Genomic DNA, 25,110 nt, shown 5'->3' on the forward strand with positions numbered 1-25,110 from the left:
GTGCGCCCGCCTATTTCAGCATTGCATCGGCAACTTCAATCAGCGCGGCCTTCACGTCCGGCTCGTCGGTTAGAGGCTCGATCATTGCGGCGCGCGCCGCTTCGCGTTGCGGCATGCCCCGCCTCGATCAGCGTGGCGCAGTAGACCAGCAGGCGGGTCGAAACACCTTCTTCCAGATCGTGGCCTTTCAACCCGCGCAGCCGGTGAGCCAGCGCCACCAGCGGCGCGACCTTCTGTGCGGCAAGTCCGCTTTCTTCACTCACCACCGCGATTTCCTGCTCTTTCGGCAGAAAGTCGAACTCGATGGCAACGAAGCGCTGTCGCGTACTGGGCTTCAGGGATTTCAGCAGGTTCTGGTAACCCGGATTGTAGGATACGACGAGCATGAAGCGGTCGGGCGCTTCGAGCAGCTCCCCGGTGCGCTCCAATGGCAGAAGGCGGCGGTCATCGGTCAGCGGATGCAGGACCACGGCCACGTCCTTGCGCGCTTCGACGATCTCGTCGAGATAGCAGATGCCGCCTTCGCGCACGGCGCGGGTCAGCGGGCCGTCAACCCATATGGTGTCGCCGCCCTTCAGCAGATAACGCCCGGTCAGGTCGGCGGCTGCCAGATCGTCATGGCAGGAAACCGTCGAGAGCGGCAGGCCGAGCTTTGCGGCCATATGGCTTACAAACCGCGTCTTGCCGCAGCCGGTCGGACCTTTCAGAAGCAATGGCAGCTTGCGCGTCCATGCCATTTCAAAAAGCGCGCATTCATTGCCCGATGGGCTGTAGGCAGGGATTGAGACACCGGTATTGTCGATATTTCTGAGAATGGAGTTCATGGCCGTTTTCCTTTGCATCAGGCGGTGAAGCCCCGCCTGATGGCGGGGCCTAGCGTCGATCATTCGGCGGGCTGTACGAAGCCGGAGGTGTTTTCGCGACGTTCCTTGCCCGGAACCAGCACGGCCCAGATGAACATGAAGGCCGAGATCACCACCACGACGCCGGAGCCGAGGCGTATCCAGTAGAATACGGCCAGCTGATCCTGCACGGTCATGAATGCTTCTCCGAGCACGCGCTGAAGGTGGGTCTGGACGACGCCCGCAAAGGTCAGGGCGAACGTCATCACGGACATGGCCGTGCACATCGCCCAGAAGCTCACCATGGAGAGCATCTGGTTGTATGGCGCCCGTCCACGCAGTTCAGGGATCGCATAGGCCATCACCGCAAGGTTGAGCATGACGTAGGCGCCGAAGAAGGCGAGGTGTCCGTGGGCGGCGGTAAGCTGCGTGCCGTGGGTGTAATAGTTGACCGACGACAGCGTGTGCAGGAACCCCCACACACCCGCTCCGAAGAAGGCCATCACCGAACAGCCGATGGACCAGAGAAGAGCCGCACGGTTTGGATGTTTGCGACCGGCTTTCCATGTCATCACGAAGGTGAAGATGACCATGGTGAAGAACGGGGCGACTTCGAGCGTCGAGAACAGCGAACCGATCCACTGCCAGTAACCGGGCGCGCCGATCCAGTAATAATGGTGACCGGTGCCGAGAATGCCGGAAAACAGGGCCAGCCCGACAATGACATAGAGCCATTTTTCGACGACCTCGCGGTCGATGCCGTTGAGCTTGATCATCAGGAAGGCGAGGATCGACGCCATGATCAGTTCCCACACGCCTTCAACCCACAGATGGATGACGTACCACCAGTAGAGCTTGTCGAGCGCGAGATTGATCGGGTTGTAAAAGGCGAAGAGGAAGAAAAGGGCAAGGCCCCACAGGCCGAACAGAAGGATGTTTGTTACGGTCGTCTTGCGGCCCTTGAGCGCCGTCAGTGTGATGTTGAACAGGAAGATCAGGCAGACGACGACAATGCCGACCTTGATGATGAATGGCTGTTCGAGAAATTCCCGCCCCTCATGAATATGGAACAGGTAACCGACAACGGCGATGCCTGCGGCGACGAAGAAAAGCCAGAACTGGATGACGGCGAGCCTGGTGCTGTAAAGCTCGGTTTCGGTCTCTTCCGGCAGCAGATAATAAGTCGAACCCATGAAGCCCATCAGCAGCCAGACCACCAGCGCATTGGTGTGGATCATGCGGACGATGTTGAAGGGCAGCAGCTCGGAGAGCGTGTTGGGCAGGACATAGATCGTACCGGCGAGAACGCCGAATGCGACCTGCGCGATGAACAGTACGAGCGCTCCATAAAAATAGAGCATCGCAACCTTTTGGCTTTCATATTTCATAATGTGTAACTCCGTTCATCCCGCGCTCAGCCTGCCTCGTTGGGCGGCCAGTCCTGCGTCTTGATGCGGCTGGTCCATTCAAGGAAATCAGCCAGATCGTTGAGTTCCTGTTCGCTCAGGTTGAACTGGGGCATCTGGCGACGCCCTTCGATCCCGGTGGGTTGTGCCTGCATCCACGCTTTCATTGTCTCGCGTGCGCCTTCGGGGTCTTCTTCCCCGCCCCAGCGCTTCCAGACATTGCCGAGCTCGGGCGCGAAATAGGCGCCTTCACCCAGCAGCGTGTGGCAGTTGATGCAGGAGTTTTTCTCCCAGATGTGCTTGCCGCGGGCGACGGATGCCGTCAGCGTCGATTCATCCGTGGACGTCGTTTTCATGTAGTAGTGGCTGTGCGCCGTCAGCCCCACGAAGATCGCGAAAAAGAAAATAGACCCGCCGTAGAAGACGTTTCGAGCGCCGGTCTTGGTTAGGCGTTCTGCCATCCCTTCGTCCTTTCATTGGCCGGGGTCAAAGCCCGGCAAATTCCCCCGTCGATAATGTGGCTGGTCATTTCCCCTCGCCAGCATCACGGGACAGGACCGTTCTATCGGTCGGGCAAAAGCCTTCTTTGCGATTTGGCAAAGACTGGAGCGTTTCCAGAAAAGCGCAGAACGGGAGATGGAACAGTTGTTTACAAGAGGATGCGGACAAGAATGGAACGTCCGAGCGCAAGCGCCAGCAGGAGCGCAGGCCAGGCCAGCAAGGCAGGCCTCAAAAGGCCGTCCGTCCCGCGCATCTCCATGAAGTCGAGGATGACGAACCAGCCCTTCGCGAAGGCGAGGATCAGAACGATGACGACGGCTGCGAGCATTCCTGCGCTGGTGGCTGCGATGAATGCGCCGCTCAGGGCAAGGAGAACGAGGACAATGAATGTTCGGGTGAGCGAAGAAGCGCGATCGGACACTGTGGGCCTCAGGCAAGGTAAAGGACAGGAAACATCACCAGCCATACGAGGTCGATGGCGTGCCAGAGCGTCGTGATCAGCAGGACATTGGATCGTGTCGGCCGCCATGCGACCAGCGCCAGCACCACCGACCCGAACAGCACATGCATCAGGTGAAAGCCGGTCAGCAGAAAATAAAGCTCGAAGAAGGAGCCCGCGGCATCATCGCCCGCGAACTCGATTTCATGCGAATATTCCACGAGCTTGATCGCCACGAAAACGAGACCGAAAAATGCGGCATATAAAAGCGGACGGCGAGCCTTGCTCAAATCGTTGCGCCTGCGCACGGCAATTGCCGCCTGCCAGCCGCTCATCAAAAGCACGACGGTGTTGGTTGCGGCGAGGGCTGGGCTCAGATGCGAACGCAGCTGCGTCACGCCTTCCACGTCGATGATCGACATCACCATGAAAGCGGTCAGCAGGATTGCGAAGGCGGCAAGCTCGCTCCACACCAGGATCCAGAGCAGGAGATCGTCTTCGGGGCGATCCTCCGAACCCGTTGCAACTATGGTCAAATCTTCGGTTCCAGACATGGAACATGCCTAGCGCCCGCAATCGGGAGCTTCTTTGCGTTTTGGCAAAGAACAAACGCACTGACCGGGCCAGTGTATCGCCACCATAGCAAAGGAAACTTCAATGACGGACGCACAGATCGGGCTCATCGTCGCGACACCGGCGATCATCGGTTTTTCACTGGTTCTCTATCGTATGGGAGCCTTGCAGGGCGCGGGCACCCTGTCCGCCGTTGCGGCTTCCATCGTAATTGCCGCCGTCCTTTTCCTCGGTCAGTAGGCGAGGGAGACGGGAGCCACGAATGCGCTGCCCGTCGTCCCGAATCTCTTTGAAAAGAAATATCTTTAAATATTTGTTTTGATTGAATTTTGCTTGGATTTCGGCGGCTGTTTTCGCTCGATTTTCAGGCGTTTTCCGCCGCCTTATCGCTCGCCATCGGCCAGCCGCCTGATGCCCGACATATTGAGAACGGTCAGTTTCTGGCGTCCGCCGCGAACAAATCCCTGTCCTTCCCAGCCGGTGAGAATGCGCGACACCGTATGCAGCGTCGTCCCGGTCATTTCGGCGATATCCTGCTTCGTGATCGGGAAATCGATGCGGATACCGTCTTCCTCTTTCCGTCCGGCCTGACGCGCGAGGCGCAGAACCGTGTGCGCGACACGCCGCTCGACTTCTTCCGTCGACATTTCGCGGATGCGCGTATGGGCTTCTTCCAGTCGCTTGCCGATGGTCTGGATCGCATTCATCGCCAGACCGGGATTCTGCTCGACGAAATAGTCCCAAAGCTCGGTTGGCCAGGCGAGAACGATGCTCTCCGCCACGGCGACCGCCGTGCCGGGATAATCGCTTCTCTGCAAGGCGCGCGCAAAGCCGAAAAGGTCGCCCGGATGCACCATGCGGACGATGATCTGCTGTCCGTCCGGCGTCACCTGATTGACCTTCAATCGCCCGTGCAGGAGCAGATAGAACAGGACGGCATCGTCGCCCTGTTCAAAAATCGCCTCTCCGGGCAGAACGCGCTTTGTGGTTGCATATGAAACAAGCTTGTCGAGTTCGCCATCACTCATTTTGGCGAACAGGGACAGTTTCCTGACAAGTCCGCGATCTATCATGGACATTGCATTTTCTCACACTCCAAGACCCATGTTCACCTTAGCACAGCACAGCGGGCTTGGAATTGTTTTCGCAGCCGGGGACCGGGCATTCACAGCTCATGCACCTATGTTCTGGATACGCTTCCACACCACGGCATACCAGCGGTTGTCACGCACCAGCCTGAAACCGAGATTGTCGGGCGGGACGCCGACGCTGCATCCTCCGGTTTTCGGGTTGCGGATAAACGAGCTCATCGCCGCGCGGTGCTTGCCATTGACCACATAAACCCCGCACGACGGCACTTCCGCAACCTGCTTGCCATAGGCATCGATATTGACGCGGCGGTGGCAGGTCTGCGTCCATTCCCACACATTGCCTGCAATGTCGGCTACTCCCAGTTCGTTGACGCCGAAGGCACCGGCGGGGCGTCGCGCGGGGCTTCTGTCCAGCTTGCGGGCGCTCTGTTTCTCATAATCCCTCAGCCAGCGGATTGCAGGATTGCTTGCGGCATCGTCCTCGATGCCAAGCGCATCGTCGGGAAAGCGCGACCCTGCGGCGAAAGCCCACTGCTCGTCCGTCGGCAGGTGCCAGTTTTCGCCGGTCTTGCGCGACAGCCAGTCGGCATAGGCCAGTGCATCATCGTAACTCACGCCGACGACCGGCGCCTCGGCAGCCGATGCATCGTGATTGTGCGGCAGGGCCTCGGCAGGCTGGCATGCGCCATCCTCCACACAAAGCTCGTAGTCGGCCGTGCCGACCTGATATTTCATGATCTCGAATGGCCGTGACAGCCTGCGCGTCGTCAACGGGGCATCGACGGGGTAATTGTTCTTCTGGAAGTCGCCATCGGCCCGATAGGTCATGGTGCGGGGCGTAATGACAACCGTTTCGGGACGCAGCGCGGATGCGCCCGGCAGCGATTGACCCGGACGTCCTACGGCGTCAACGACGAACAGCCCCGCCACAACTGCCAGCAGAACCGCCGGAACGGCCACCGCAAGCTCTCGCAGGCACTTCTTTCCTTTGCATTTGTTCATCGGATAACAGGGGACCGCATCCATCCGGGAGGCAGGCGGATGCAGCCCCGAGCCTTTCTTTGCAAAGCAACAGTTGGGGAAGATTTGCCAAAGGCGCTCCGGGAGGCGAAGCGCCTTCGTGCATTGGCCTTATGTGCCCGACGGGGCCAGAACCGATGTCATCAGGTCGTCGTTCCATTCACCCGTGACCTTGAAGTGGGCTGCTGCGCCAAGTTCAAAGGCCTCGATCAGGTTGTGGTTCACATAGGCATAGATGCCGGGCTGCTGGAACGTATAGAAAGCTGCTCCGGCTGCACCGCCCGGAATGAACCAGGTTTCCTGATCAACATCGGGCGGCGTGTTGAACTTGCCGGTCGACCAGACATAATCTCCGTGACCTCCGATGAGGTGCGGTCTGGTATCGCGATTGGCCTGCGAATGGACGATCAGGACCTTCTCGCCAACCGCCGCCGTCATCGCCTTGTCGCCCGTCAGTGCGCCGACCGCGCCGTTGAACACGACATGGGTCGGGGTGAGGGTGCGCATGACCTTGACGGTGTCTTCATATGCGTCGCCCGGCGCGTCATACTTCTTGAATTTCCCGTTCTCGTCACGCGGCACATAGAAATCCTGCTCCCCGACATAATAAATCTTGTCGTAGGTCAGGGCCTTGCCCTTGCCGTCATGCAATCCCTCGCGCGGCAGCACCATGATCGCGCCGTTCATGCCCGAGACGACATGCCAGGGAACCATTCCGGGAGGTGCGCAGTGATAGACGAAGACGCCGGGCTTGGTCGCCTTGAAGCGCAGGATGGTCTTTTCCCCCGGATTGATTTCCGTCAGCCCGCCGCCGCCAAGCGCACCCGTTGCGGCGTGGAAATCGATATTGTGCATCAGCGTGTTGGTTTCGGGGTTGATGAGCGTCAGCTCGACATAATCGTCCTGATGCACCACCATCAGCGGTCCCGGAACCGTGCCGTTGAATGCCATGGCGTGAACTTCGGTTCCCGCGTCATCGATGACGATCTTCTTTTCCTCGATCACCATGGTGAATTCAATCACCTTTGGGCCACCCTCGGCAACCTGGGTGTGGGCGTGCACGAAGGGAGGGTCCACCAACTCCACCTTCTGGCGCGGCAGCGCCGCAATCTCCGCAGCACTTGCCTTTCTCACCGCGCCCTGTCCCCAGGCCGATGTTGTTGCCAGCACCGGCGCAAGCGCCCCTGCGAGGGCGGCTCCCGCCAATATGCTGCGGCGGCTGATTTGCATCTGGTCGACCATCGATACTCTCCTTTACGATAGGACCGAGCATTTCCTGCTCTGTCATGCCGACTATAGAAAAGGCCGTGTGGATGGTCCTTGACTGCGATCAAGGTGATGCAGAAAATCGGGTAATATTAACCACACAATATCAATAGCTTATCTTCAGTTCTTGATTTATGTTCCGCCTTGTTTGCGCTGGCGCAAAGGCTTTTTGACAAAGGGTTCCGCCCAAAGAGAAACCAGCGAACAGTCTGGCGCCATTCGCTGGTTTCGATGAGGGGTTTGCGTGACCTTGGATTACTCGCCAAATCGGGCCTGTACTTCAGGCGCTGCCATCTCGGGCATCCACTCCGGTTCATAGGTCAGCTCGACATTCACCGCCCGAATGCCTTCGACAGATTCGACGCTGGCGCGCACGGCATCGGTCAGAAAACCGGCTGCGGGGCAACCGGGCGTCGTTGTCGTCATGCTGATATCGACCTTGCCGCCATCATCTATGTCGATGCTGTAGATCATGCCGAGATCGATCAGGTTGAAACCGAGTTCGGGATCGAGCACCAGACGCAGACTGTCGATGATCTGCTGCTCCAGCCGGGCATGGGCTATGTGCTGCATGGCATCTACCCCGGCTCTCCGACGCGGATCATGATGCGATAGGCATTGCCGGTTTCATCGAAATTGCCGACCCATGCATGGCCGCGTTTTTCAAGCTCGGGAAACAGGAACAAAGGCTCCCGGTGCAGGAGGGCGAACAGAACCGCACCGGCGGGCATATCCTCCACTTCGGCCAGAATGCGCACCATGGGTTCCGGCGGCTGCATGTCTGAGCAGTCGAGATAGCGCGATGGCTCCGGCCAGACATCCGGCGAAACGACGTTCTCGGAAAACTGCAACTCCGGCGCAGCATCCGCCGCCGGGCTGAAAAGCACCTGCCAGTCGCCGTTTTCCAGAGGCTCGGCCTTTGCCGAAAAGCCTTTCCGCTCCATGACGCTGAAAAGCGGTGCCGGTTTGAACGGCGCGATCAGCAGGAGGCCTTGTCCCGGCGCAAGGCCATCGACTGCTTCCATGATGGCGTTGAACGGTTCCACGCCGCCCTTGATCAGCGGGCGCACGTCCAGCACATGGTGTGCGATGTCCTGAACTGAGAGTGTCATTTCGATCTCCTGAAGATTGGTTCACCGGCATAGATCAGATGCGGCAGGGTTGCCCCTTTTGGCAGACGCAGGCCGTGCGGTACATCAAGAAGCCGCCGGGCGCGAAAGAATTGCACGGTCAATGCGAGTATGGCGGCGAGACTTAAGGCTACGGCAAGGCGAAACACGGTCGGATAACCGGCGATCAGGGCCAGCGTCGCGACAGCAACGCCGCTATAATAAAGAGCGAACCATTGGCGGGCGCGCCCCTCGCTGACCATATCCTGCACGCGCGGCGTCGGTGCGCGTCCCATCACTGGGCCATAACATTCGAGCCAGGTCAGGAAGGGTATGATCTTGTAGAGCTGGGCAAGGCTCAGGCCGGAGAGCCAGCCAAAGGTGAACAGATAGACCAGACCGGCAATCATCCGGTCGGAGACCTCTGTCCAGAAAAGGGCGATAGCCAGCAGCAGCGAAAGCCCCAGCGCGATGAAGGCCGGAATGCTGGCCGCGCTGTTCAGCTCAATCGTCTTGCGTTTGCGCTGCCGGTAGATCGCGCGGATATCGACGATATAAAGCGCGATGCAGGCAATGCCGGGAACGAGAGCCGCCGTGACGGCAATTTCGGTCGATCCCGTTTCCAGCGCTGCGATGACGATCCCGGCTGCAAGGATGGTCAGGGCGGCAGCGCCTTCCCACCATATGATTCTGGTTGTTTGCCGCACGGCGTCGGGCGACAGCATGAACATTGTCAAAAGCCTGTAGCTGACGCCCATGGCGGTAAAGGTCATCCAGCCGCCAAGACCAAGCGCGGCGTGAACCGGCAATGCCGATCCCGTAATATCGAGCAGGACGGCCTGCTCAGTAAAGCCGGACAGCGCGAAGGTGAAAATACTGCCAAGCAGTGCCGTTATCAGAAGACAACAGATGCCTGCCGCGACGAACCGCGCAGGCAGGGCGATCGGGCGGGCAAGCCAGAGCGTCATGCCCAATATTGCGAAAATGAGGGAAAATCCGCAGGTCAGCAACATGCCCGAGACCGGCAGCAGCCATGCCGGGCTTTCCGTCAGCCCCGCCATGCCCGCAAAGCCGACAAGCAGGCCGGAAAGGCCCGTCACCAGCAGAAGCAAGGCGGGGAGGCTTGCACCGCTTCCCCATAAGGGGCGGTTCACCAGAACCGGGACGAATTGCAGCAGTGCGCCGCTCATCAGCAGGGCCAGCCAGCCGATGGAAACGGCATGCACGACGATGAGCGTTTCGGCGGCGCGAATCCCATGAACCGGAAAGCCGAAACCACCCGCCATCAATCCAAGCCCGAAGACGAGGAAAGCCAGCGAAGCGGTAAAATAGGACAGGGTCCAACGGGAAAGCGTCGCGCCGATCATCTCAATTCGTCCCGGACATGGGTCTGCAAGACTTCAGTGATTGCCGCAGCTGCATTCATGGTCTGCGCCATGATGGATTTTCCGGCGGCCGATCTCGACGCGCCATAGTGGGCCGGTTTCCTTGTAGACCCAGGAGAAGGCGCCCGGATTGCGGGTTTCGAGCTGACGGTGCAGCGGCACCGGATCGTGATCGTTGACGATTTCCAGCGCTTCGCCGGGCTCAAGCGCGTCGATCATCGCGAAGATCGTCGCATGCCGCGAAATCGGCGGTATGGTGCGGACATCGATTACGGGGGAGAGGGAGACAGGTTCTGCCGACATCTTGTTGTTCCGTGGCTGTCAGGCTTCGAAGCATGATGACGACAGCCGCATCATCATTGGAGCCATTCTAGAGTGACAGGCGAGAACCGGATTTGTTGTATCTCAAAGAAGACGGGAAATTTTCTGTCCGATATTTCATTCGTTCGGTGATGCGGGGCAGCGGCCTCTGCCGCTAGCCCCGCGCGTGATCCCCGAAACGGGATTACTGGGTGATTTCAGCCTCGACCAGCTTCTTCAGCTTTTCGAGGGATTCCTGCCAGCCGAGATAGCAGGCTTCAGCCGGAATTATATCCGGCACACCCTGCTGTTCGATATTGATTTCGGTGCCGACCGATACGGCTTTCAGCGAGATCGTGACTTTCATTTCGCCCGGCAGGTTCGGATCGTCGAAACTGTCCGTATAGACGAGCCTTTCTCCCGGAACGAGTTCGACATATGTGCCGCCGAATGAATGGCTTTCGCCCGTCGTAAAGTTCCGGAAAGACATTCTGTGCTTGCCGCCGACCTTTGCCTCCAGCTCATGGACGGTGCAGACAAAGCCATAGGGCGGCAGCCAGCTTGCCATGGCATCCGGCTCGATGAATGCGCGATAGACCTTTTCCGGCTTGGTGGCGAATACGCGGTGCAGGCGGATAGTGCTGGGCATGGTTTCCTCCCATTGTCGCTTTCAGCGGGTGTTGGCGGGGTGTTTGAAAAGCAGGCTTATATATCGCTTGAGATGATCGATGCTTTCGACCGCACGCTGCGGATCGCCGCTTGCCTTGGCGATGATGAAGGCACCCTGAATAACCGCCTGCGTATGAAGCGCGAGGCTTTCGGCGGTGAAATCACTGGCAACCGGATAGCGCTCCATCGCGGCTGCAATGTCGGGGACAAGCGTGTCCGCATGGCCTGAAATGCTGGCCCAGCAGGCATCCCTGATGACGGAGTTGGTCTCATAGACCTCCTGCGTCATGGTGCCGACGAGGCAGGTGAAGTCAGGCAGTTCGCCCTGAACGAGCTGCTTGCGCAACTCGACATAGGCCAGCACGCGCTCAAGCGGGTCTTCGGGAGCGTGATAGGCGGCATCCGCAAAAAGCGCGCCCGTTGTCTCCGACCAGTAGTTGGCGGCGGCAACGGCCAGATCTTCCTTGCTGGAGAAATGGTGAAAGAATGCGCCTTTCGACAGCGATGCCCTGGCGCAGATGTCATCGACCGACGTTGCGGCATAACCCTTGGTGCGAATAACGCCGAGCGCTGCATCAAGCAGATTGGACCGGGTCGATGGGTTCTGTTTGCGTGCCATTTTCGTACTCCCTGACTATATCATACCAACTGGTCGGTATTAAATCAAGGGGAGAACGAATCTGGTCCTTCGGGGCTCTGGAAGCGGGGAGGGTGTGGGAGGTGGAATGACTGCCGGTATTGCACCCATGGCGCAATACCGGCAGCGAATAGGCGCGGGCGGTCAGTCGATCTGGACGTTGGCATCCTTGACGACCGGCGTCCATTTGGCGATTTCGGCCCTCACATGCGCGGCGAGTTCTTCCGGTGTCGAGCCGACGATGGTGGCGCTGAATTCCTTCATGCGCTCCTTCACGGTTGGATCTTCCATGGCCTTGTTCGCGGCTTCATTGAGCTTGGCCACGACCTCGGGTGGGGTTCCAGCAGGTGCGAACAGCGCGTTCCATGTATAGGTCTCATAACCGGGGATCGTCTCTGCGATCGTCGGCACATCGGGGAAGGACGGCGCGCGCTCCTTGGTGGTGACGCCGAGGGCCTTCAATGTACCGCCCTTCATATGCGACGAGGAGGAGGGCAGGTTGTCGAACATGATCGGAACCTGATTGCCGATGACGTCATTGAGAGCGGGGCCGGACCCTTTGTAGGGTATGTGCTGCATCGAAACGCCGGCCATCTTCTTGAAAAGCTCGCCCGACAGATGCAGCGGCGTGCCGTTGCCGGACGAGGCATAGCTGTATTTTTCCGGCTCGGCTTTCAGCAGGTCGACAAGTTCCTTGACGGAGTTCACCGGAAGCTCCGGATTGACCACCAGCACATTGGGAACGATCACCAGAAGCGAGATCGGAGCGAAGTCCTTTTCCGCGTCATAAGGCTTGGTCTTCAGAATCAGCGGATTGAGCGCGTGCGTCGCCACGGTGCCCATCAGAATCGTATAGCCGTCCGGGTCGGCCCGCGCGACATTCGCAGCGCCAAGGCTGCCACCGCCGCCGCCGACATTCTGGATAATGACCTGCTGGCCGAGAATCTCCGACATTTTTGCCGCGATGACGCGGGCAACCACGTCCGTCGAGCCGCCAGCCGCAAACGGCACGACCATGGTCACCACCCGGTCTGGAAATGTCTGTGAACGGGCAGGGCTGCCAAGTGCGAATGCTGACAGGATGGAAAGGCCGAGCGCGAGGCCCGCGCGCCGTGTGATCCGATAAGCCGACATATATTCTCCTCCCAATGTCGAAACTCAATTGAAATGTCCGAAAGTAGAAACCTGCTTCGGAAAAATGCGATGCGTACAAACAGAGAGATAAAGCGCCCGTCGAAGTAGTTTCCGGGCCGGGCATCTGGATATGACCGGGATCGATTGTCGGTATGATTGTCTTTTATTGAACTCCGGTCCGGTTTCAGTGAACTACGTCACTTGCCTGAAAGCAAGCAACGAGATTCTAGCGCTTTAGTAGCGGAGAAACAGGCACTCTCCGTCGCGGGTGGCGATGATTCTGGAAACCGGACTGATTCCGGGGCCATGGCGGCGCTTGTGGATAAGTTTGATGTCATTGAAAATGCCCGGAAAACAGGCGTTCCGCAGCAAAATCGAAAATTCTTATCCTTTCTTCATGACCCTTGCTTGACACTTGTCCGAGAACCCCTTAAACGACCGCTCACACCGGACGGAAACGCCGGTGCGACGCAGCCGCAAGGTTGCCGAGAAATGCGCGGGTGTAGCTCAGTTGGTTAGAGTGCCGGCCTGTCACGCCGGAGGTCGCGGGTTCGAGCCCCGTCACTCGCGCCACTTTCCTCTCAACAAATCGATAGATTGAACGTTGACACGAAAGTGGCGCCCACCGCCGTTTCACTTCTTTTCATCCAGCATTTTCAGCAAAAGTGCGAAGCGGTTTTGCGTAGGATAATGCGCAGAAAAAGAGCAAGCATTTCCAGCAAAAGTGCGAAGCGGTTTTGCGCGGGATAATGCGCAAGAGCAAGCATTTCCAGAAAAAGTGCGAAGCGGTTTTGCGCGGGATAATGCGCAGAAAAAGAACAAGCATTTCCATTGATTCAATTTAACTGGGAATGCTCGAAATTGCTGACATTGCACGGGCGTTGAAACGTCCTGTGAATGATTTTTCCAATATCGCAAATCTTCTCCAAACACGCGCTTGACACTTGTTCGAGAACCCCTTAAACGACCGCTCACACCGGACGGAAACGCCGGTGCGACGCAGCCTCAGGGCTGCCGAGAAATGCGCGGGTGTAGCTCAGTTGGTTAGAGTGCCGGCCTGTCACGCCGGAGGTCGCGGGTTCGAGCCCCGTCACTCGCGCCACTTTCCTCTCAACAAATCGATAGATTGAACGTTGACACGAAAGTGGCGCCGGACCGCCTTCTTCAGGAAAATCGTGGAATTGCCGAACCGTGGGCCTGCTACTTGGAAAATTGTTTCCAGGACAGATAGGCAACCGACAGGATGATCGCCGCAATGACAAGAAGATCGCCGCTGGCGAGCAGATAGTGGCTCATGCGTGATCTCCTTTCGCTGCTATGGCCGACAATGCATCCATGATAGCCGGGCATCCATGATAGCCGGTGCGAATGCGATCTGAAGGCATTGCTTCGCAAACCCATTGCCATCCGGCATGTTTCCATTCCAACTTTCACCGCAAACGCGAACGGAATTTTCCATCATTCACGCAAGCCGTCCTCCGCCTTAAATCGCGGCGGCGGAAAACCTGCCACCTGACCATGCATTGCCAAGGACCCGATTTCCTGTTTTCAATCGCGCGGAACCGGATGACAGGAACGGATCGCTGCGACGATGACCCGACACGCTCTTCTTGGTGTGCTTGCAACGTTTTTGATTCTTGCCGGCTGTGACACGCCGCGCGCCGTGTTGTGGCACGGTCCCAATTCGAGCCCGCAATCGGTGGCGGCGGCGGAAGCCGCCATTATCAAACCGGCGAAACCGGCGGCTGTGGTTCCCATCTATGTTGCGACGAGCCGCCAGCGCTCCGACGATTTCTCGCAGCCCTACAATTCAAATCGCTCCAAGACGCTCAATTTCGCGCAGGTCGATGTCGGCATTCCGGCGGCCCATGTGAAAGGGCAGGTGGAGTCGACCGGCTACAAGCCCGACCCGGCCAAAAATTTCGCGGCAACCGCATTCCAGCCATACGAGGATGCGGAGCAGTTTCTCGCACAATTGAATGCCGCCCTTGCGAGGCAGGGGCCGAAGGACAGGGAAATCCTGATCTTCGTGCATGGCTACAACAATAATTTTGCCGACAGCACATTCCGCACCGCGCAGTTCGTCCATGATTACAAGATGAAGTCGGTGGCGGTCGAATATGCCTGGCCGTCCGGCGGCGATCTGGGCCTTTATGTCTATGATCGAGACAGCGCGGACTTTGCGCGGGATGGTCTGGCCCGGTTGCTCGAACTTGTCGCCCGCAGCAAGGCCGAGCGCGTTGTGCTCGTCGGCCACTCGATGGGCGGCTTCGTCACCATGGAGGCTTTGAGAACCCTGTCCCTGCGTGGCGAAAAGCATGTGCTGCGCCGCATCACCGCGCTGTTGCTCGCGGCACCGGATATCGATCTCGACGTCTTTGAAAAGCAGATAAGGGACATCGACCCAATGCCGCGTCCGACAGCGGTAATGACATCGCGCAGCGATCGGGCGCTGGGCGTCTCGTCCTTCATCACGGGCGGCCATGCGCGGGTAGGGGACGGCACCAGCATTCCGATACTTCAGAAATACGGGATCGCGGTGATCGACGCGACCGATCTGGATGGCGGCGCGCATAATGTCTTTGCATCCTCGCCGTCGCTCATGGCTCTGGTCAGCGACGGCACGCTCTCGCTTAACGCCCTGAACGGGCGCGAGAACCGGACGACGGGGCAGGCGGTGCTGGCGGACGGCGCTTCGGCGATCAAGGGAGCCGCATCGCTCGTGCTCTATCTGCCGGGCCGGCTGGTGGGGGCGGCGGGCTCCGCTGGTCCGTAAACGCATTTTCAGGCGGGGGACTGGATCGCCGGTTTCCACCCACGAAGTCGTGGGCAATTGATTCTCGCGGAGGATTGCCGGACGGCGCGGACCGGGCGACTTTTCCTCACGAAATTATGATCTTTTCATGTTATAGGGGTTTTAAGGGGGATAAGCGGGCCGGATGCATGGCTTGTTAAGCATCTTGGTTCGACTTTGCCCAATAGATCGTGCCGGAGGGGTTGCGCTTGCGCACGCGCTGCGATAACCGTCCCGGCGAAAAGCGCTTAGTTCGCACGGCATGCCTTTTGAAGCTGCTTGGGGCGACGGGGTTGCAACAGATGCAATGTGTCGCATGGTCGTCAGCTCCAAAAAGCTTATGACAGGCGGCGCAGCCTCGTATTCAAGCCGGATAAAGGACCATGAACGAGCTTTTAAGTTCCTACCTGCCGATCGTCATCTTCCTCGGCATCGCGATGGTAATTGGCGTAGCCCTTCTGGTTGCGCCGTTTCTTGTCGCTTACAGACAGCCCGACCCCGAAAAGCTTTCTGCTTACGAGTGCGGCTTCAATGCCTTCGATGACGCCCGTATGAAGTTCGACATCCGTTTCTATCTGGTGTCGATTCTCTTCATTATCTTCGATCTGGAAGTCGCCTTCCTTTTCCCGTGGGCCGTGTCCTTCGGTGAAATCGGCTGGTTCGGCTTCGCGTCGATGATGGTGTTCCTTGGCGTTCTGACCATCGGCTTCATTTATGAATGGAAGAAGGGAGCGCTGGAATGGGATTGACCTCAGCCAACACAACGCTCGTGGCTCCGCAGCCGAAGGGCATTCTTGACCCGCGCACGGGCAAGCCTGTCGGTTCCGACGATGCATTCTTCAACGATCTGAACAGCGAGCTTTCCGACAAGGGATTCATCGTCACCTCCGCTGACGCTCTGATTACCTGGGCGCGTACCGGCTCGCTGATGTGGATGACCTTCGGTCTGGCATGCTGCGCCGTGGAAATGATGCACATTTCCATGCCGCGCTACGACGCCGAACGCTTCGGTATCGCTCCGCGCGCTTCACCGCGTCAGTCCGACGTGATGATCGTCGCCGGCACGCTGACCAACAAGATGGCGCCCGCCCTGCGCAAGGTCTACGACCAGATGCCGGAGCCGCGTTACGTTATCTCGATGGGTTCCTGCGCCAATGGCGGCGGCTACTACCACTATTCCTATTCGGTGGTGCGTGGCTGCGATCGCGTGGTTCCGGTCGATATCTACGTTCCGGGCTGCCCTCCGACCGCTGAGGCTCTGCTCTACGGCATTCTTATGCTGCAGAAGAAGATCCGCCGCACCGGCACCATTGAACGCTAAGGCCGAAGAAAAGGACATTTGATCATGAGCGAAGAAGCTCTCGGTGAACTTTCCGGCTACATCAAGGAACGTCTCGGCGATGCGATCGAAGAGGCGAAGCTTGCCTATGGCGAGCTGACCCTGTCGGTTCCGGTTGCCAGCATCATCAGCGTTCTGACCTTCCTGCGCGACGATGTGCAGTGCCAGTTCGTCAACCTGACGGATATTTCGGGCGTCGACTATCCGCAGCGCGCCAAGCGCTTCGATGTCGTCTACCAGCTCATGTCTCCGCGCCAGAACCAGCGCATCCGTGTCAAGGTTCAGGCTGATGAGGACACGCTGGTGCCGTCCGCGGTTCCGGTCTTCGTCGGCGCCGAATGGTTCGAGCGCGAAACCTACGACATGTACGGCGTCCTGTTCTCCGGCCATCCGGACCTGCGCCGCATCCTGACCGACTACGGTTTCGAAGGCCATCCGCTGCGCAAGGACTTCCCGCTCACCGGTTTCGTTGAAGTTCGTTACAACAACGAGCTGAAGCGCGTCGCCTACGAGCCTGTGCAGCTGCGTCAGGAGTTCCGCAACTTCGACTTCCTCTCGCCATGGGAAGGAACGGACTACGTTCTGCCGGGCGACGAGAAAGCCAAGGCGAACTGAGGACATACTCATGGGCGCAGGCGAGAGATTGAACGGTCAATGTCTTTGCGGAGCGGTGAAGTTCACCGCTGTTCCGGCAAAGATGGAAATGGATGTCTGCCATTGCAGCATGTGCCGGCGTTGGTCGGGCGGTGCTTTCATGGCCGTCAACTGCGGCACTTCGGTCGAAATCGAAGACGAAGCTGCCCTCTCGACCTATTCGTCTTCGGAATGGGGCGAACGCCGCTTCTGCTCGAAGTGCGGTTCGTCGCTGTTCTGGCGCGGTGTCCATGATGGAATGATGGTCGTTTCGATGCAGGCTTTTGCCGAACCGGAACGTTTTCATTTCGCCGAAGAAATCTTCATCGATAACAAGCCTGCGAATTACGATTTTGCCAACGACACCCACCGGATGACCGGCGAGGAGTTCTTGGCGGCTCTTGCAGCCAAACAGGAAGCTGAACATGGCTGAGACTCAGGTCCGCAATTTCAATATCAACTTCGGTCCGCAGCACCCTGCCGCGCACGGCGTGCTGCGTCTGGTGCTTGAGCTCGACGGCGAAGTGGTCGAGCGCGTCGATCCGCATATCGGTCTGCTGCATCGCGGCACCGAAAAGCTGATGGAAGCCAAGACCTATCTTCAGGCCCTGCCTTATCTCGACCGCCTCGACTACGTGGCGCCGATGAACCAGGAACACGCCTATGCGCTCGCCGTCGAACGCCTGCTGGGCATCGACGTGCCGAAGCGCGGCCAGCTCATCCGCGTTCTCTATTCGGAAATCGGCCGTATCCTGAACCACCTTCTCAACGTCACCACGCAGGCCATGGACGTTGGCGCGCTGACGCCGCCGCTCTGGGGCTTCGAGGAACGCGAAAAGCTGATGGTGTTCTACGAACGCGCCTGCGGCGCGCGCATGCACGCAGCCTATTTCCGTCCGGGCGGCGTCCATCAGGACCTGCCGGACCAGCTCGTCGAAGACATCGGCAAATGGATCGATCCATTCTTCAAGACGCTCAACAATCTCGACGACCTCATCACGCCGAACCGTATTTTCAAGCAGCGTAACGTCGATATCGGCGTCGTGAAGCTGGAAGACGCTTGGGCATGGGGCTTCTCGGGCGTCATGGTTCGCGGTTCGGGTGCAGCATGGGATCTGCGCAAGTCGCAGCCATATGAGTGCTACAACGAGATGGAATTCGACATTCCGGTCGGCAAGAACGGCGACTGCTATGACCGCTACCTGATCCGCATGGAAGAAATGCGCCAGTCGGCGAAGATCATGCGCCAGTGCGTTGACCTGCTCCTCGGCAAGGAACGCGTCGGTCCGGTTTCCAACGCCGACAACAAGATCGTGCCGCCGAAGCGCGGCGAGATGAAGCGCTCGATGGAAGCGCTCATCCATCACTTCAAGCTTTACACGGAAGGCTACCACGTGCCTGCCGGTGAAGTTTACGCAGCAGTTGAAGCGCCGAAGGGTGAATTTGGCGTCTTCCTCGTATCGGACGGCTCCAACAAGCCTTATCGCTGCAAGCTGCGCGCTCCGGGCTTTGCCCATCTTCAAGCCATGGATTTCCTGTGCCGCGGCCATATGCTGGCTGACGTGTCGGCAATTCTTGGCTCGCTCGATATCGTGTTTGGTGAGGTTGACCGCTGATGTCCGTTCGCCGTCTCGCAGATGATGCCGTCCAGCCAGCCGCTTTCGCGTTCAACGCGGAAAATCAGGCCTGGGCGCTCAAGACGATTGCAAAATTCCCCGAAGGCCGTCAGCAGTCGGCCGTCATTCCGTTGCTCATGCGTGCGCAGGAACAAGATGGCTGGGTCACGAAAGCTGCCATTGAACACGTTGCAGCCATGCTCGAAATGCCGCTGATCCGCGTTCTGGAAGTTGCGACCTTCTATACGCAGTTCCAGCTGAAGCCCGTCGGCACGCGCGCCCACATCCAGGTTTGCGGCACCACGCCTTGCATGCTGCGCGGTTCGGAAGCGCTGATGGATGTCTGCCGCCACAAGATCAACCACGACCCGTTCGAGCTCAACGCCGACGGCACGCTGTCGTGGGAAGAGGTGGAATGCCAGGGCGCCTGCGCCAATGCACCGATGGTCATGATCTTCAAGGACGCCTATGAAGACCTGACGCCGGAACGCCTTGCCGAAATCATCGACGCGTTTGAAGCCGGCAAGGGCGACACCGTCAAGCCGGGTCCGCAGATCGACCGTGAAACCTCAAATCCGCTCAATGGCCTGACGTCGCTGACGGAAGAGCTGGACTACAAGAAGATCGGCCTCGAAACCCGCAAGGCATCCGATGCCGCCGCTGCCAGGGCAAAGGCGGAAGCCGAAGCCAAGGCAAAGGCAGAAGCCGCGAATGTTCCGCCGTCCAACGCGGCAAAGCCCGTGACCAACGCGCCTGAAACCGCTCCGGCGCTCAAGTCGCCTTCGGAAGTCAAGGTTTCGAATGCAGCCGAAAAGGCCGCTTCCGTCGAAACCACGAAGGAATACAAGCTCGACGACAAGAACCGTCCCCAGCCCATGGAGCGGCCGGAAGTGGTCGACGACCTCAAGCTGATCTCGGGCGTCGGTCCGAAGATCGAGCAGACCCTGCACGAGCTTGGCATCTTCACCTTCAAGCAGGTCGCTGCATGGAAGAAGGCCGAGCGCGACTGGGTCGACGGCTATCTCAGCTTCCACGGTCGCATCGAGCGCGAAGACTGGATGAAGCAGGCCAAGGCTTTGGCCAAGGGCGGCGTCGAGGAATACATCAAGGTATTCGGAAAGAAGCCGGTATGATGACTTCGATATTGGCAAACACGAACGGAAACAGGTGAGACATGCTGGCTGATAAAGATCGCATCTTCACCAATATCTACGGCTTCAAGGATCGCTCCCTGAAGGGTGCAATGGCGCGCGGCCATTGGGACAACACCAGCGGGCTGATCGAAAAGGGCCGTGACTGGATCATCGAGGAGATGAAGGCGTCGGGCCTGCGCGGCCGCGGCGGCGCTGGCTTCCCGACGGGTCTCAAGTGGTCGTTCATGCCCAAGCAGAGCGACGGTCGCCCGCATTATCTGGTCGTCAACGCCGACGAATCCGAGCCCGGCACCTGCAAGGACCGCGAAATCCTGCGCCACGATCCGCATACGCTGATCGAAGGCTGCGTGATCGCCGGTTGCGCCATGGGCGCCCACACGGCCTATATCTATATCCGTGGCGAATTCATGCGCGAGCGTGAAGCCCTCCAGGCGGCAATTGACGAATGTTACGAAGCCGGTCTGCTGGGCAAGGGCAACAAGTGCGGCTGGGACATGGACATTTTCGTCACCCACGGCGCTGGCGCTTATATCTGCGGTGAAGAAACGGCTCTGCTCGAAAGCCTCGAAGGCAAGAAGGGCCAGCCGCGCCTCAAGCCGCCGTTTCCCGCGAATATGGGCCTCTATGGCTGCCCGACGACCGTGAACAACGTGGAATCGATCGCCGTTGCGCCGACGATCCTGCGTCGTGGCGCGGCATGGTTCTCGTCCATCGGACGCCCGAACAATGTCGGCACCAAGCTGTTCCAGATTTCCGGTCACGTGAACACGCCTTGCGTCGTGGAAGAAGGCCTCGGCATTCCGTTCCGCGAACTGATCGAAAAGCATGGCGGCGGCATTCGCGGCGGCTGGGACAATCTGCTGGCGGTCATTCCCGGCGGCGCGTCGTGCCCGGTCATCAAGGGCGAGGACATGATGGACGCCATCATGGATTTCGACGGCATGCGTGACAAGAAATCGTCGTTCGGCACCGGCGGCCTCATCGTCATGGACAAGTCCACCGACATCATCAAGGCGATTGCCCGTCTGGCGGCGTTCTTCAAGCATGAAAGCTGCGGCCAGTGCACGCCGTGCCGCGAAGGCACCGGCTGGATGTGGCGCGTGATGGAGCGCATGGTCAAGGGTAACGCGCAGAAGCGCGAGATCGACATGCTGTTCGACGTGACCAAGCAGATTGAAGGTCACACGATCTGCGCACTGGGTGATGCCGCTGCATGGCCTATTCAGGGCCTGATCCGCAATTTCCGTCCGGAAATTGAAAAGCGCATTGACGATTATACGCGCAACGCCGTTCAGAGCCGCAATATCCGTCTGGAAGCGGCTGAATAAGTTGTGTGAGCCTGCCCGGCAGGGCATGGCCCCGAAAAGTGCCTGGCGGTTTTCGGTAAAGGCCATGCCAAAAGTAAGGGCAGGGCAAGAGTTTGAGATCTGGAAGATGCGGCACAAGCCGCAGGTTTGGATAAGCGATGGCAAAGATCAAGGTTGACGGCACAGAGATCGAAGTACCCGATCACTATACGCTCCTTCAGGCTGCCGAAGCCGCGGGCGCGGAAGTCCCGCGTTTCTGTTTCCACGAACGGCTTTCCATCGCCGGAAACTGCCGTATGTGCCTGGTTGAAGTGAAGGGCGGACCGCCGAAGCCGGCGGCATCCTGCGCCATGGGCGTGCGCGATCTGCGTCCCGGCCCGAATGGCGAAGCGCCTGAAATCTTCACCAACACGCCGATGGTCAAGAAGGCCCGCGAAGGCGTGATGGAATTCCTGCTCATCAACCACCCGCTGGATTGCCCGATCTGCGATCAGGGCGGCGAGTGCGACCTGCAGGATCAGGCAATGGCCTTCGGCACCGACGGTTCCCGCTATCGCGAGAACAAGCGCGCCGTTGAAAACAAGTATATCGGTCCGCTCGTCAAGACGGTGATGACGCGCTGCATTCACTGCACGCGCTGCGTCCGCTTCACGACGGAAGTGGCAGGCATTTCGGAACTGGGCCTCATCGGCCGCGGTGAAGACGCCGAGATCACCACCTATCTCGAACGCGCCATGACGTCTGAATTGCAGGGCAACGTCATCGATCTTTGCCCGGTCGGCGCTCTGACCTCGCGTCCTTATGCATTCCAGGCCCGTCCGTGGGAACTGAGCAAGACCGAAACCATCGACGTGATGGATGCCGTCGGCTCGAACATCCGCGTCGATACCCGTGGTCGCGAAGTGATGCGCGTCATGCCGCGCGTCAATGAAGCGGTGAACGAGGAATGGATTTCCGACAAGACCCGCTTCATCTGGGATGGCCTGCGCACCCAGCGCCTCGACCGCCCATATGTTCGCAAGGATGGCCGTCTGGTTGCAGCATCGTGGCCGGAAGCATTCGCTGCCATCGCCGCCAAGGTCTCCGCAACGTCGGCTGAAAAGATCGGCGCGGTCGCTGGCGATCTGGCTTCGGTTGAAGAACTCTACGCGCTGAAGGGCCTGATGGCTTCGCTCGGCACCGCCAATATCGACAGCCGCCAGGATGGCGCAGCTCTCGATCCGGCTCTGGGCCGCGCAACCTATCTCTTCAACTCGACCATCGAAGGCATTGAAAACGCTGATGCTTTGCTCATCATCGGTTCCAATCCGCGTGTTGAAGCCGCTGTTCTGAACGCCCGCATCCGCAAGCGTCAGCGCATGGGCCATTTCCCGGTCGCCCTGATCGGTGAAAAGGCTGAACTGCGTTACGATTACGAATATCTGGGTGCTGGCGCTGAAACGCTGGGCCAGCTTGCTGCCGGCCAGAACGCATTCCGCGACGTATTGGCCAAGGCTGAACGTCCGCTGATCATCATCGGTCAGGGCGCGCTCACCGGCGAAAACGGTCGTGCGGTTCTGTCGGCCGCCGCCAAACTCGCTCAGGACGTCGGCGCGATCAAGGACGAGTGGAACGGCTTCTCCGTTCTGCACACCGCCGCTTCGCGCGTTGGCGCTCTGGATCTCGGTTTCGTGCCGGGTGAGGGCGGCAAGGCTGCTGGCGACATGCTCGGCAATCTGGATGTCGTGTTCCTGCTCGGCGCAGACGAACTCGACATGACCCGCAAGGGATCGAGCTTCATCGTTTACATCGGCACGCATGGCGATGCCGGTGCCCATGCCGCCGACGTTATCCTGCCGGGCGCAGCCTATACGGAAAAGTCGGGCACCTGGGTCAACACCGAGGGCCGCGTGCAGCTTGGCAACCGCGCCGGTTTCGCGCCGGGCGAGGCAAAGGAAGACTGGGCGATCCTGCGCGCTCTTTCCGACAGCCTTGGCAAGCGCCTGCCGTTCGATTCGCTGCAGCAGCTTCGCGCCCGGCTCTATGCGGACTATCCGCATATGGCGGCTATCGACACCATCGCGCCTGCTTCCGCCGACGATCTCGTCGCGCTGGCGGCCAAGGCAACAAACCCGGGCGGCGGCGCTGCGTTCGTCTCCCCGGTCAAGGACTTCTACCTGACGAACCCAATCGCGCGCGCTTCCGCCGTCATGGCCGAATGCTCGGCGCTCGCGGCCGGCGGCTTCCAACAGGCAGCTGAGTAAGCGAGAGAGAGACGGAACAATGGAAGGAATTTTTGCAGCTTACGTCTTGCCCGCGCTTATCATAGCGCTGAAGTCGGTCGTTCTGCTCGTCGTATTGCTGATCGTCGTCGCTTACCTGCTTTACGCGGATCGCAAGATCTGGGCAGCGGTGCAGCTTCGTCGCGGCCCGAACGTTGTCGGTCCCTGGGGTCTGTTCCAGGCCTTCGCCGACTTGTTGAAGTTCGTCTTCAAGGAACCGATCATCCCGTCGGGCGCAAACAAGGGTGTCTTCCTCCTTGCGCCTTTCGTTTCCGCCGTTCTCGCAATGGCGACCTGGGCGGTCATTCCGGTCAATGAAGGCTGGGCCATCGCCAATATCAATGTCGGCATACTCTATATCTTCGCCATTTCTTCGCTCGAAGTTTACGGCGTGATCATGGGCGGCTGGGCATCGAACTCGAAATACCCGTTCCTCGGCGCGCTTCGTTCTGCCGCGCAGATGGTTTCCTACGAAGTTTCCATCGGCTTCGTGATTGTCACGGTCCTGCTGACGGTTGGCTCGCTCAACCTCACCGACATCGTGCTTTCGCAGAATACCGGCCTCGGCACCATGCTTGGCCTGCCGGCTTCGTTCCTCGACTGGAACTGGCTCTGCCTGTTCCCGATGTTCGTGATCTTCTTCATTTCGGCGCTGGCCGAAACGAACCGTCCGCCTTTCGACCTTGTCGAAGCTGAATCCGAACTCGTGGCCGGTCACATGATCGAATATTCGTCCACGCCGTTCCTTCTGTTCTTCCTCGGCGAATATGTGGCGATCACGCTGATGTGCGCCCTGATGACGACGCTCTTCCTCGGCGGCTGGCTGCCTCCGGTGGATGTGTGGTTCCTCAACTGGGTTCCGGGCATCATCTGGTTCATGCTGAAGCTCTGCTTCTGCTTCTTCCTCTTCGCAATGGTGAAGGCTTTCGTTCCGCGTTATCGCTACGATCAGCTGATGCGCCTTGGCTGGAAAGTGTTCCTGCCGATCTCGCTCTTCATGGTCGTCGCAACCGCGACCTTCCTCAAAGTCTTCGGTCTGGCGTAAGGAGTAATCATCATGGCTTCATTCGCTCAAGCAGCCAAATCGCTCCTTCTCAAGGAATTCGTAGGCGCGTTCTTTCTTTCCATGCGCCAGTTCTTCGCGCCCAAGGCGACGTTGAACTACCCGCATGAAAAGGGCCCGGTCTCTCCGCGCTTCCGTGGCGAGCACGCACTGCGCCGTTATCCAAACGGCGAGGAACGCTGCATCGCCTGCAAGCTTTGCGAAGCGATCTGCCCGGCGCAGGCCATCACCATCGAGGCCGGTCCGCGCCGCAACGACGGCACCCGCCGCACGGTGCGTTACGACATCGACATGGTGAAGTGCATCTATTGCGGTTTCTGCCAGGAAGCATGCCCGGTGGACGCCATCGTGGAAGGTCCGAATTTCGAATTCGCGACCGAAACCCGCGAAGAACTCTACTATGACAAGGAAAAGCTCCTTGCCAATGGCGACCGTTGGGAACGCGAAATCGCGCGCAATATCGCGATGGATGCGCCATATCGCTGATTGGTCCTGCTGAAACCTGGTTTCGGCATCCGGTTTGAAAAGCGGCAACAGGAAGGGGCGGCCCATCTTGTTGCTGGAATTTAAG

26 protein-coding genes, 2 tRNA genes and 1 pseudogene are annotated in these 25,110 nt (G+C 59.0%); 14 read left to right on the forward strand and 15 right to left on the reverse strand.

Annotation, left to right across the window (positions count from 1 at the left end):
• Positions 1-10: 10 nt before the first annotated feature.
• The 5 genes and pseudogenes from OINT_RS04380 to OINT_RS04400 all read right to left on the reverse strand — a co-directional run bounded on the left by OINT_RS04380 (position 11) and on the right by OINT_RS04400 (position 3,742).
• Positions 11-824, reverse strand: a pseudogene (locus tag OINT_RS04380) (AAA family ATPase).
• A gap of 59 nt (positions 825-883) precedes the next feature.
• Positions 884-2,230, reverse strand: a complete 1,347-nt coding sequence (locus OINT_RS04385) for a nitric-oxide reductase large subunit (RefSeq protein ID WP_006466560.1) — start codon at positions 2,228-2,230, stop codon at positions 884-886.
• 26 nt (positions 2,231-2,256) lie between these two features.
• Positions 2,257-2,709 (reverse strand): c-type cytochrome, encoded by a 453-nt coding sequence (locus tag OINT_RS04390; protein ID WP_006466562.1) that lies wholly within the window; start codon positions 2,707-2,709, stop codon positions 2,257-2,259.
• Between the two features lie 188 nt (positions 2,710-2,897).
• Positions 2,898-3,170 (reverse strand): cytochrome C oxidase subunit IV family protein, encoded by a 273-nt coding sequence (locus OINT_RS04395; RefSeq protein ID WP_006466564.1) that lies wholly within the window; start codon positions 3,168-3,170, stop codon positions 2,898-2,900.
• 8 nt (positions 3,171-3,178) lie between these two features.
• A complete protein-coding gene (locus OINT_RS04400) occupies positions 3,179-3,742 on the reverse strand; it encodes a cytochrome c oxidase subunit 3 family protein (RefSeq protein ID WP_006466565.1) in 564 nt (187 codons plus the stop codon).
• A 103-nt stretch (positions 3,743-3,845) separates the two neighbouring features.
• Here OINT_RS04400 and OINT_RS23785 point away from each other — a divergent pair, with 103 nt between their 5' ends.
• A complete protein-coding gene (locus OINT_RS23785) occupies positions 3,846-4,001 on the forward strand; it encodes a hypothetical protein (RefSeq protein ID WP_006466567.1) in 156 nt (51 codons plus the stop codon).
• 143 nt (positions 4,002-4,144) lie between these two features.
• Here the strand turns inward: OINT_RS23785 and OINT_RS04405 are convergent, their stop codons facing one another.
• The 10 genes from OINT_RS04405 to OINT_RS04450 all read right to left on the reverse strand — a co-directional run bounded on the left by OINT_RS04405 (position 4,145) and on the right by OINT_RS04450 (position 12,372).
• The gene (locus OINT_RS04405; RefSeq protein ID WP_006466568.1) at positions 4,145-4,840 is read right to left on the reverse strand and encodes a Crp/Fnr family transcriptional regulator; all 696 of its coding nucleotides are present in this window, start codon (positions 4,838-4,840) and stop codon (positions 4,145-4,147) included.
• A 93-nt stretch (positions 4,841-4,933) separates the two neighbouring features.
• Positions 4,934-5,854 carry an SUMF1/EgtB/PvdO family nonheme iron enzyme gene (locus OINT_RS04410; protein ID WP_006471815.1) on the reverse strand — a complete coding sequence of 307 codons (921 nt, stop codon included), beginning with the start codon at positions 5,852-5,854 and terminating at the stop codon, positions 4,934-4,936.
• 129 nt (positions 5,855-5,983) lie between these two features.
• Complete coding sequence (gene nirK / locus OINT_RS04415; RefSeq protein ID WP_006466572.1) at positions 5,984-7,114, reverse strand: copper-containing nitrite reductase; 1,131 nt, start codon at positions 7,112-7,114, stop codon at positions 5,984-5,986.
• A gap of 279 nt (positions 7,115-7,393) precedes the next feature.
• The gene (locus OINT_RS04420) at positions 7,394-7,711 is read right to left on the reverse strand and encodes a metal-sulfur cluster assembly factor (protein WP_006466574.1); all 318 of its coding nucleotides are present in this window, start codon (positions 7,709-7,711) and stop codon (positions 7,394-7,396) included.
• Between the two features lie 5 nt (positions 7,712-7,716).
• A complete protein-coding gene (locus OINT_RS04425; RefSeq protein ID WP_006466576.1) occupies positions 7,717-8,250 on the reverse strand; it encodes a DUF2249 domain-containing protein in 534 nt (177 codons plus the stop codon).
• Complete coding sequence (locus tag OINT_RS04430) at positions 8,247-9,614, reverse strand: hypothetical protein (RefSeq protein ID WP_006466578.1); 1,368 nt, start codon at positions 9,612-9,614, stop codon at positions 8,247-8,249. The genes OINT_RS04425 and OINT_RS04430 overlap by 4 nt, the downstream gene beginning before the upstream one ends.
• A gap of 33 nt (positions 9,615-9,647) precedes the next feature.
• On the reverse strand, positions 9,648-9,935 hold the full coding sequence (locus OINT_RS04435) for a DUF2249 domain-containing protein (RefSeq protein ID WP_006466579.1): 288 nt from the start codon (positions 9,933-9,935) through the stop codon (positions 9,648-9,650).
• Between the two features lie 202 nt (positions 9,936-10,137).
• Positions 10,138-10,581 carry an SRPBCC family protein gene (locus OINT_RS04440; protein WP_006466580.1) on the reverse strand — a complete coding sequence of 148 codons (444 nt, stop codon included), beginning with the start codon at positions 10,579-10,581 and terminating at the stop codon, positions 10,138-10,140.
• Positions 10,582-10,602: 21 nt separating this feature from the next.
• Entirely contained in the window at positions 10,603-11,220 is a 618-nt protein-coding gene (locus OINT_RS04445; RefSeq protein WP_006466581.1) for a TetR/AcrR family transcriptional regulator, read from the reverse strand.
• A gap of 162 nt (positions 11,221-11,382) precedes the next feature.
• A complete protein-coding gene (locus OINT_RS04450; RefSeq protein WP_039852526.1) occupies positions 11,383-12,372 on the reverse strand; it encodes a Bug family tripartite tricarboxylate transporter substrate binding protein in 990 nt (329 codons plus the stop codon).
• A gap of 496 nt (positions 12,373-12,868) precedes the next feature.
• Between OINT_RS04450 and OINT_RS04455 the strand changes: the two genes are divergently transcribed.
• From OINT_RS04455 to nuoI, 13 genes are all read left to right on the forward strand, one after another.
• Positions 12,869-12,945 (forward strand) — tRNA-Asp (locus tag OINT_RS04455).
• A 452-nt stretch (positions 12,946-13,397) separates the two neighbouring features.
• Positions 13,398-13,474, forward strand: a tRNA-Asp gene (locus tag OINT_RS04465).
• Between the two features lie 489 nt (positions 13,475-13,963).
• Positions 13,964-15,148: an alpha/beta hydrolase gene (locus tag OINT_RS04470; protein ID WP_006466587.1), complete on the forward strand. Its 1,185-nt coding sequence runs from the start codon at positions 13,964-13,966 to the stop codon at positions 15,146-15,148.
• A gap of 401 nt (positions 15,149-15,549) precedes the next feature.
• A complete protein-coding gene (locus OINT_RS04475; RefSeq protein WP_006466588.1) occupies positions 15,550-15,915 on the forward strand; it encodes an NADH-quinone oxidoreductase subunit A in 366 nt (121 codons plus the stop codon).
• On the forward strand, positions 15,906-16,487 hold the full coding sequence (locus OINT_RS04480; protein WP_006466589.1) for a NuoB/complex I 20 kDa subunit family protein: 582 nt from the start codon (positions 15,906-15,908) through the stop codon (positions 16,485-16,487). The genes OINT_RS04475 and OINT_RS04480 overlap by 10 nt, the downstream gene beginning before the upstream one ends.
• A gap of 24 nt (positions 16,488-16,511) precedes the next feature.
• Positions 16,512-17,120: an NADH-quinone oxidoreductase subunit C gene (locus OINT_RS04485; RefSeq protein ID WP_006471810.1), complete on the forward strand. Its 609-nt coding sequence runs from the start codon at positions 16,512-16,514 to the stop codon at positions 17,118-17,120.
• A gap of 10 nt (positions 17,121-17,130) precedes the next feature.
• Positions 17,131-17,571, forward strand: a complete 441-nt coding sequence (locus tag OINT_RS04490) for a GFA family protein (protein WP_006471809.1) — start codon at positions 17,131-17,133, stop codon at positions 17,569-17,571.
• Entirely contained in the window at positions 17,564-18,754 is a 1,191-nt protein-coding gene (locus OINT_RS04495; RefSeq protein WP_006471808.1) for an NADH-quinone oxidoreductase subunit D, read from the forward strand. The genes OINT_RS04490 and OINT_RS04495 overlap by 8 nt, the downstream gene beginning before the upstream one ends.
• A complete protein-coding gene (locus tag OINT_RS04500; protein WP_006466592.1) occupies positions 18,754-19,887 on the forward strand; it encodes an NADH-quinone oxidoreductase subunit E in 1,134 nt (377 codons plus the stop codon). Before OINT_RS04495 ends, OINT_RS04500 begins: the two co-directional genes overlap by 1 nt.
• Before the next feature lie 41 nt (positions 19,888-19,928).
• Positions 19,929-21,236: an NADH-quinone oxidoreductase subunit NuoF gene (gene nuoF / locus OINT_RS04505; protein ID WP_006466593.1), complete on the forward strand. Its 1,308-nt coding sequence runs from the start codon at positions 19,929-19,931 to the stop codon at positions 21,234-21,236.
• Positions 21,237-21,373: 137 nt separating this feature from the next.
• On the forward strand, positions 21,374-23,458 hold the full coding sequence (gene nuoG, locus OINT_RS04510) for an NADH-quinone oxidoreductase subunit NuoG (RefSeq protein WP_006466594.1): 2,085 nt from the start codon (positions 21,374-21,376) through the stop codon (positions 23,456-23,458).
• A 19-nt stretch (positions 23,459-23,477) separates the two neighbouring features.
• A complete protein-coding gene (gene nuoH, locus OINT_RS04515) occupies positions 23,478-24,521 on the forward strand; it encodes an NADH-quinone oxidoreductase subunit NuoH (RefSeq protein WP_006466595.1) in 1,044 nt (347 codons plus the stop codon).
• Positions 24,522-24,533: 12 nt separating this feature from the next.
• On the forward strand, positions 24,534-25,025 hold the full coding sequence (nuoI, locus tag OINT_RS04520; protein WP_006466596.1) for an NADH-quinone oxidoreductase subunit NuoI: 492 nt from the start codon (positions 24,534-24,536) through the stop codon (positions 25,023-25,025).
• The last annotated feature ends 85 nt before the right edge of the window (positions 25,026-25,110 follow it).

Source organism: Brucella intermedia LMG 3301 (assembly GCF_000182645.1).
Taxonomy (GTDB): Bacteria; Pseudomonadota; Alphaproteobacteria; order Rhizobiales; family Rhizobiaceae; genus Brucella; species Brucella intermedia.

Excerpts from the sequence above, each read along its gene's own strand:
- OINT_RS04385 (WP_006466560.1), bottom strand. The coding sequence starts at position 2,230 with ATGAAATATGAAAGCCAAAAGGTTGCGATGCTCTATTTTTATGGAGCG.
- OINT_RS04390 (WP_006466562.1), bottom strand. The coding sequence starts at position 2,709 with ATGGCAGAACGCCTAACCAAGACCGGCGCTCGAAACGTCTTCTACGGC.
- OINT_RS04400 (WP_006466565.1), bottom strand. The coding sequence starts at position 3,742 with ATGTCTGGAACCGAAGATTTGACCATAGTTGCAACGGGTTCGGAGGAT.
- OINT_RS23785 (WP_006466567.1), top strand. The coding sequence starts at position 3,846 with ATGACGGACGCACAGATCGGGCTCATCGTCGCGACACCGGCGATCATC.
- OINT_RS04405 (WP_006466568.1), bottom strand. The coding sequence starts at position 4,840 with ATGTCCATGATAGATCGCGGACTTGTCAGGAAACTGTCCCTGTTCGCC.
- OINT_RS04410 (WP_006471815.1), bottom strand. The coding sequence starts at position 5,854 with ATGAACAAATGCAAAGGAAAGAAGTGCCTGCGAGAGCTTGCGGTGGCC.
- nirK (WP_006466572.1), bottom strand. The coding sequence starts at position 7,114 with ATGGTCGACCAGATGCAAATCAGCCGCCGCAGCATATTGGCGGGAGCC.
- OINT_RS04420 (WP_006466574.1), bottom strand. The coding sequence starts at position 7,711 with ATGCAGCACATAGCCCATGCCCGGCTGGAGCAGCAGATCATCGACAGT.
- OINT_RS04425 (WP_006466576.1), bottom strand. The coding sequence starts at position 8,250 with ATGACACTCTCAGTTCAGGACATCGCACACCATGTGCTGGACGTGCGC.
- OINT_RS04430 (WP_006466578.1), bottom strand. The coding sequence starts at position 9,614 with ATGATCGGCGCGACGCTTTCCCGTTGGACCCTGTCCTATTTTACCGCT.
- OINT_RS04435 (WP_006466579.1), bottom strand. The coding sequence starts at position 9,935 with ATGTCGGCAGAACCTGTCTCCCTCTCCCCCGTAATCGATGTCCGCACC.
- OINT_RS04440 (WP_006466580.1), bottom strand. The coding sequence starts at position 10,581 with ATGCCCAGCACTATCCGCCTGCACCGCGTATTCGCCACCAAGCCGGAA.
- OINT_RS04445 (WP_006466581.1), bottom strand. The coding sequence starts at position 11,220 with ATGGCACGCAAACAGAACCCATCGACCCGGTCCAATCTGCTTGATGCA.
- OINT_RS04450 (WP_039852526.1), bottom strand. The coding sequence starts at position 12,372 with ATGTCGGCTTATCGGATCACACGGCGCGCGGGCCTCGCGCTCGGCCTT.
- OINT_RS04470 (WP_006466587.1), top strand. The coding sequence starts at position 13,964 with ATGACCCGACACGCTCTTCTTGGTGTGCTTGCAACGTTTTTGATTCTT.
- OINT_RS04475 (WP_006466588.1), top strand. The coding sequence starts at position 15,550 with ATGAACGAGCTTTTAAGTTCCTACCTGCCGATCGTCATCTTCCTCGGC.
- OINT_RS04480 (WP_006466589.1), top strand. The coding sequence starts at position 15,906 with ATGGGATTGACCTCAGCCAACACAACGCTCGTGGCTCCGCAGCCGAAG.
- OINT_RS04485 (WP_006471810.1), top strand. The coding sequence starts at position 16,512 with ATGAGCGAAGAAGCTCTCGGTGAACTTTCCGGCTACATCAAGGAACGT.
- OINT_RS04490 (WP_006471809.1), top strand. The coding sequence starts at position 17,131 with ATGGGCGCAGGCGAGAGATTGAACGGTCAATGTCTTTGCGGAGCGGTG.
- OINT_RS04495 (WP_006471808.1), top strand. The coding sequence starts at position 17,564 with ATGGCTGAGACTCAGGTCCGCAATTTCAATATCAACTTCGGTCCGCAG.
- OINT_RS04500 (WP_006466592.1), top strand. The coding sequence starts at position 18,754 with ATGTCCGTTCGCCGTCTCGCAGATGATGCCGTCCAGCCAGCCGCTTTC.
- nuoF (WP_006466593.1), top strand. The coding sequence starts at position 19,929 with ATGCTGGCTGATAAAGATCGCATCTTCACCAATATCTACGGCTTCAAG.
- nuoG (WP_006466594.1), top strand. The coding sequence starts at position 21,374 with ATGGCAAAGATCAAGGTTGACGGCACAGAGATCGAAGTACCCGATCAC.
- nuoH (WP_006466595.1), top strand. The coding sequence starts at position 23,478 with ATGGAAGGAATTTTTGCAGCTTACGTCTTGCCCGCGCTTATCATAGCG.
- nuoI (WP_006466596.1), top strand. The coding sequence starts at position 24,534 with ATGGCTTCATTCGCTCAAGCAGCCAAATCGCTCCTTCTCAAGGAATTC.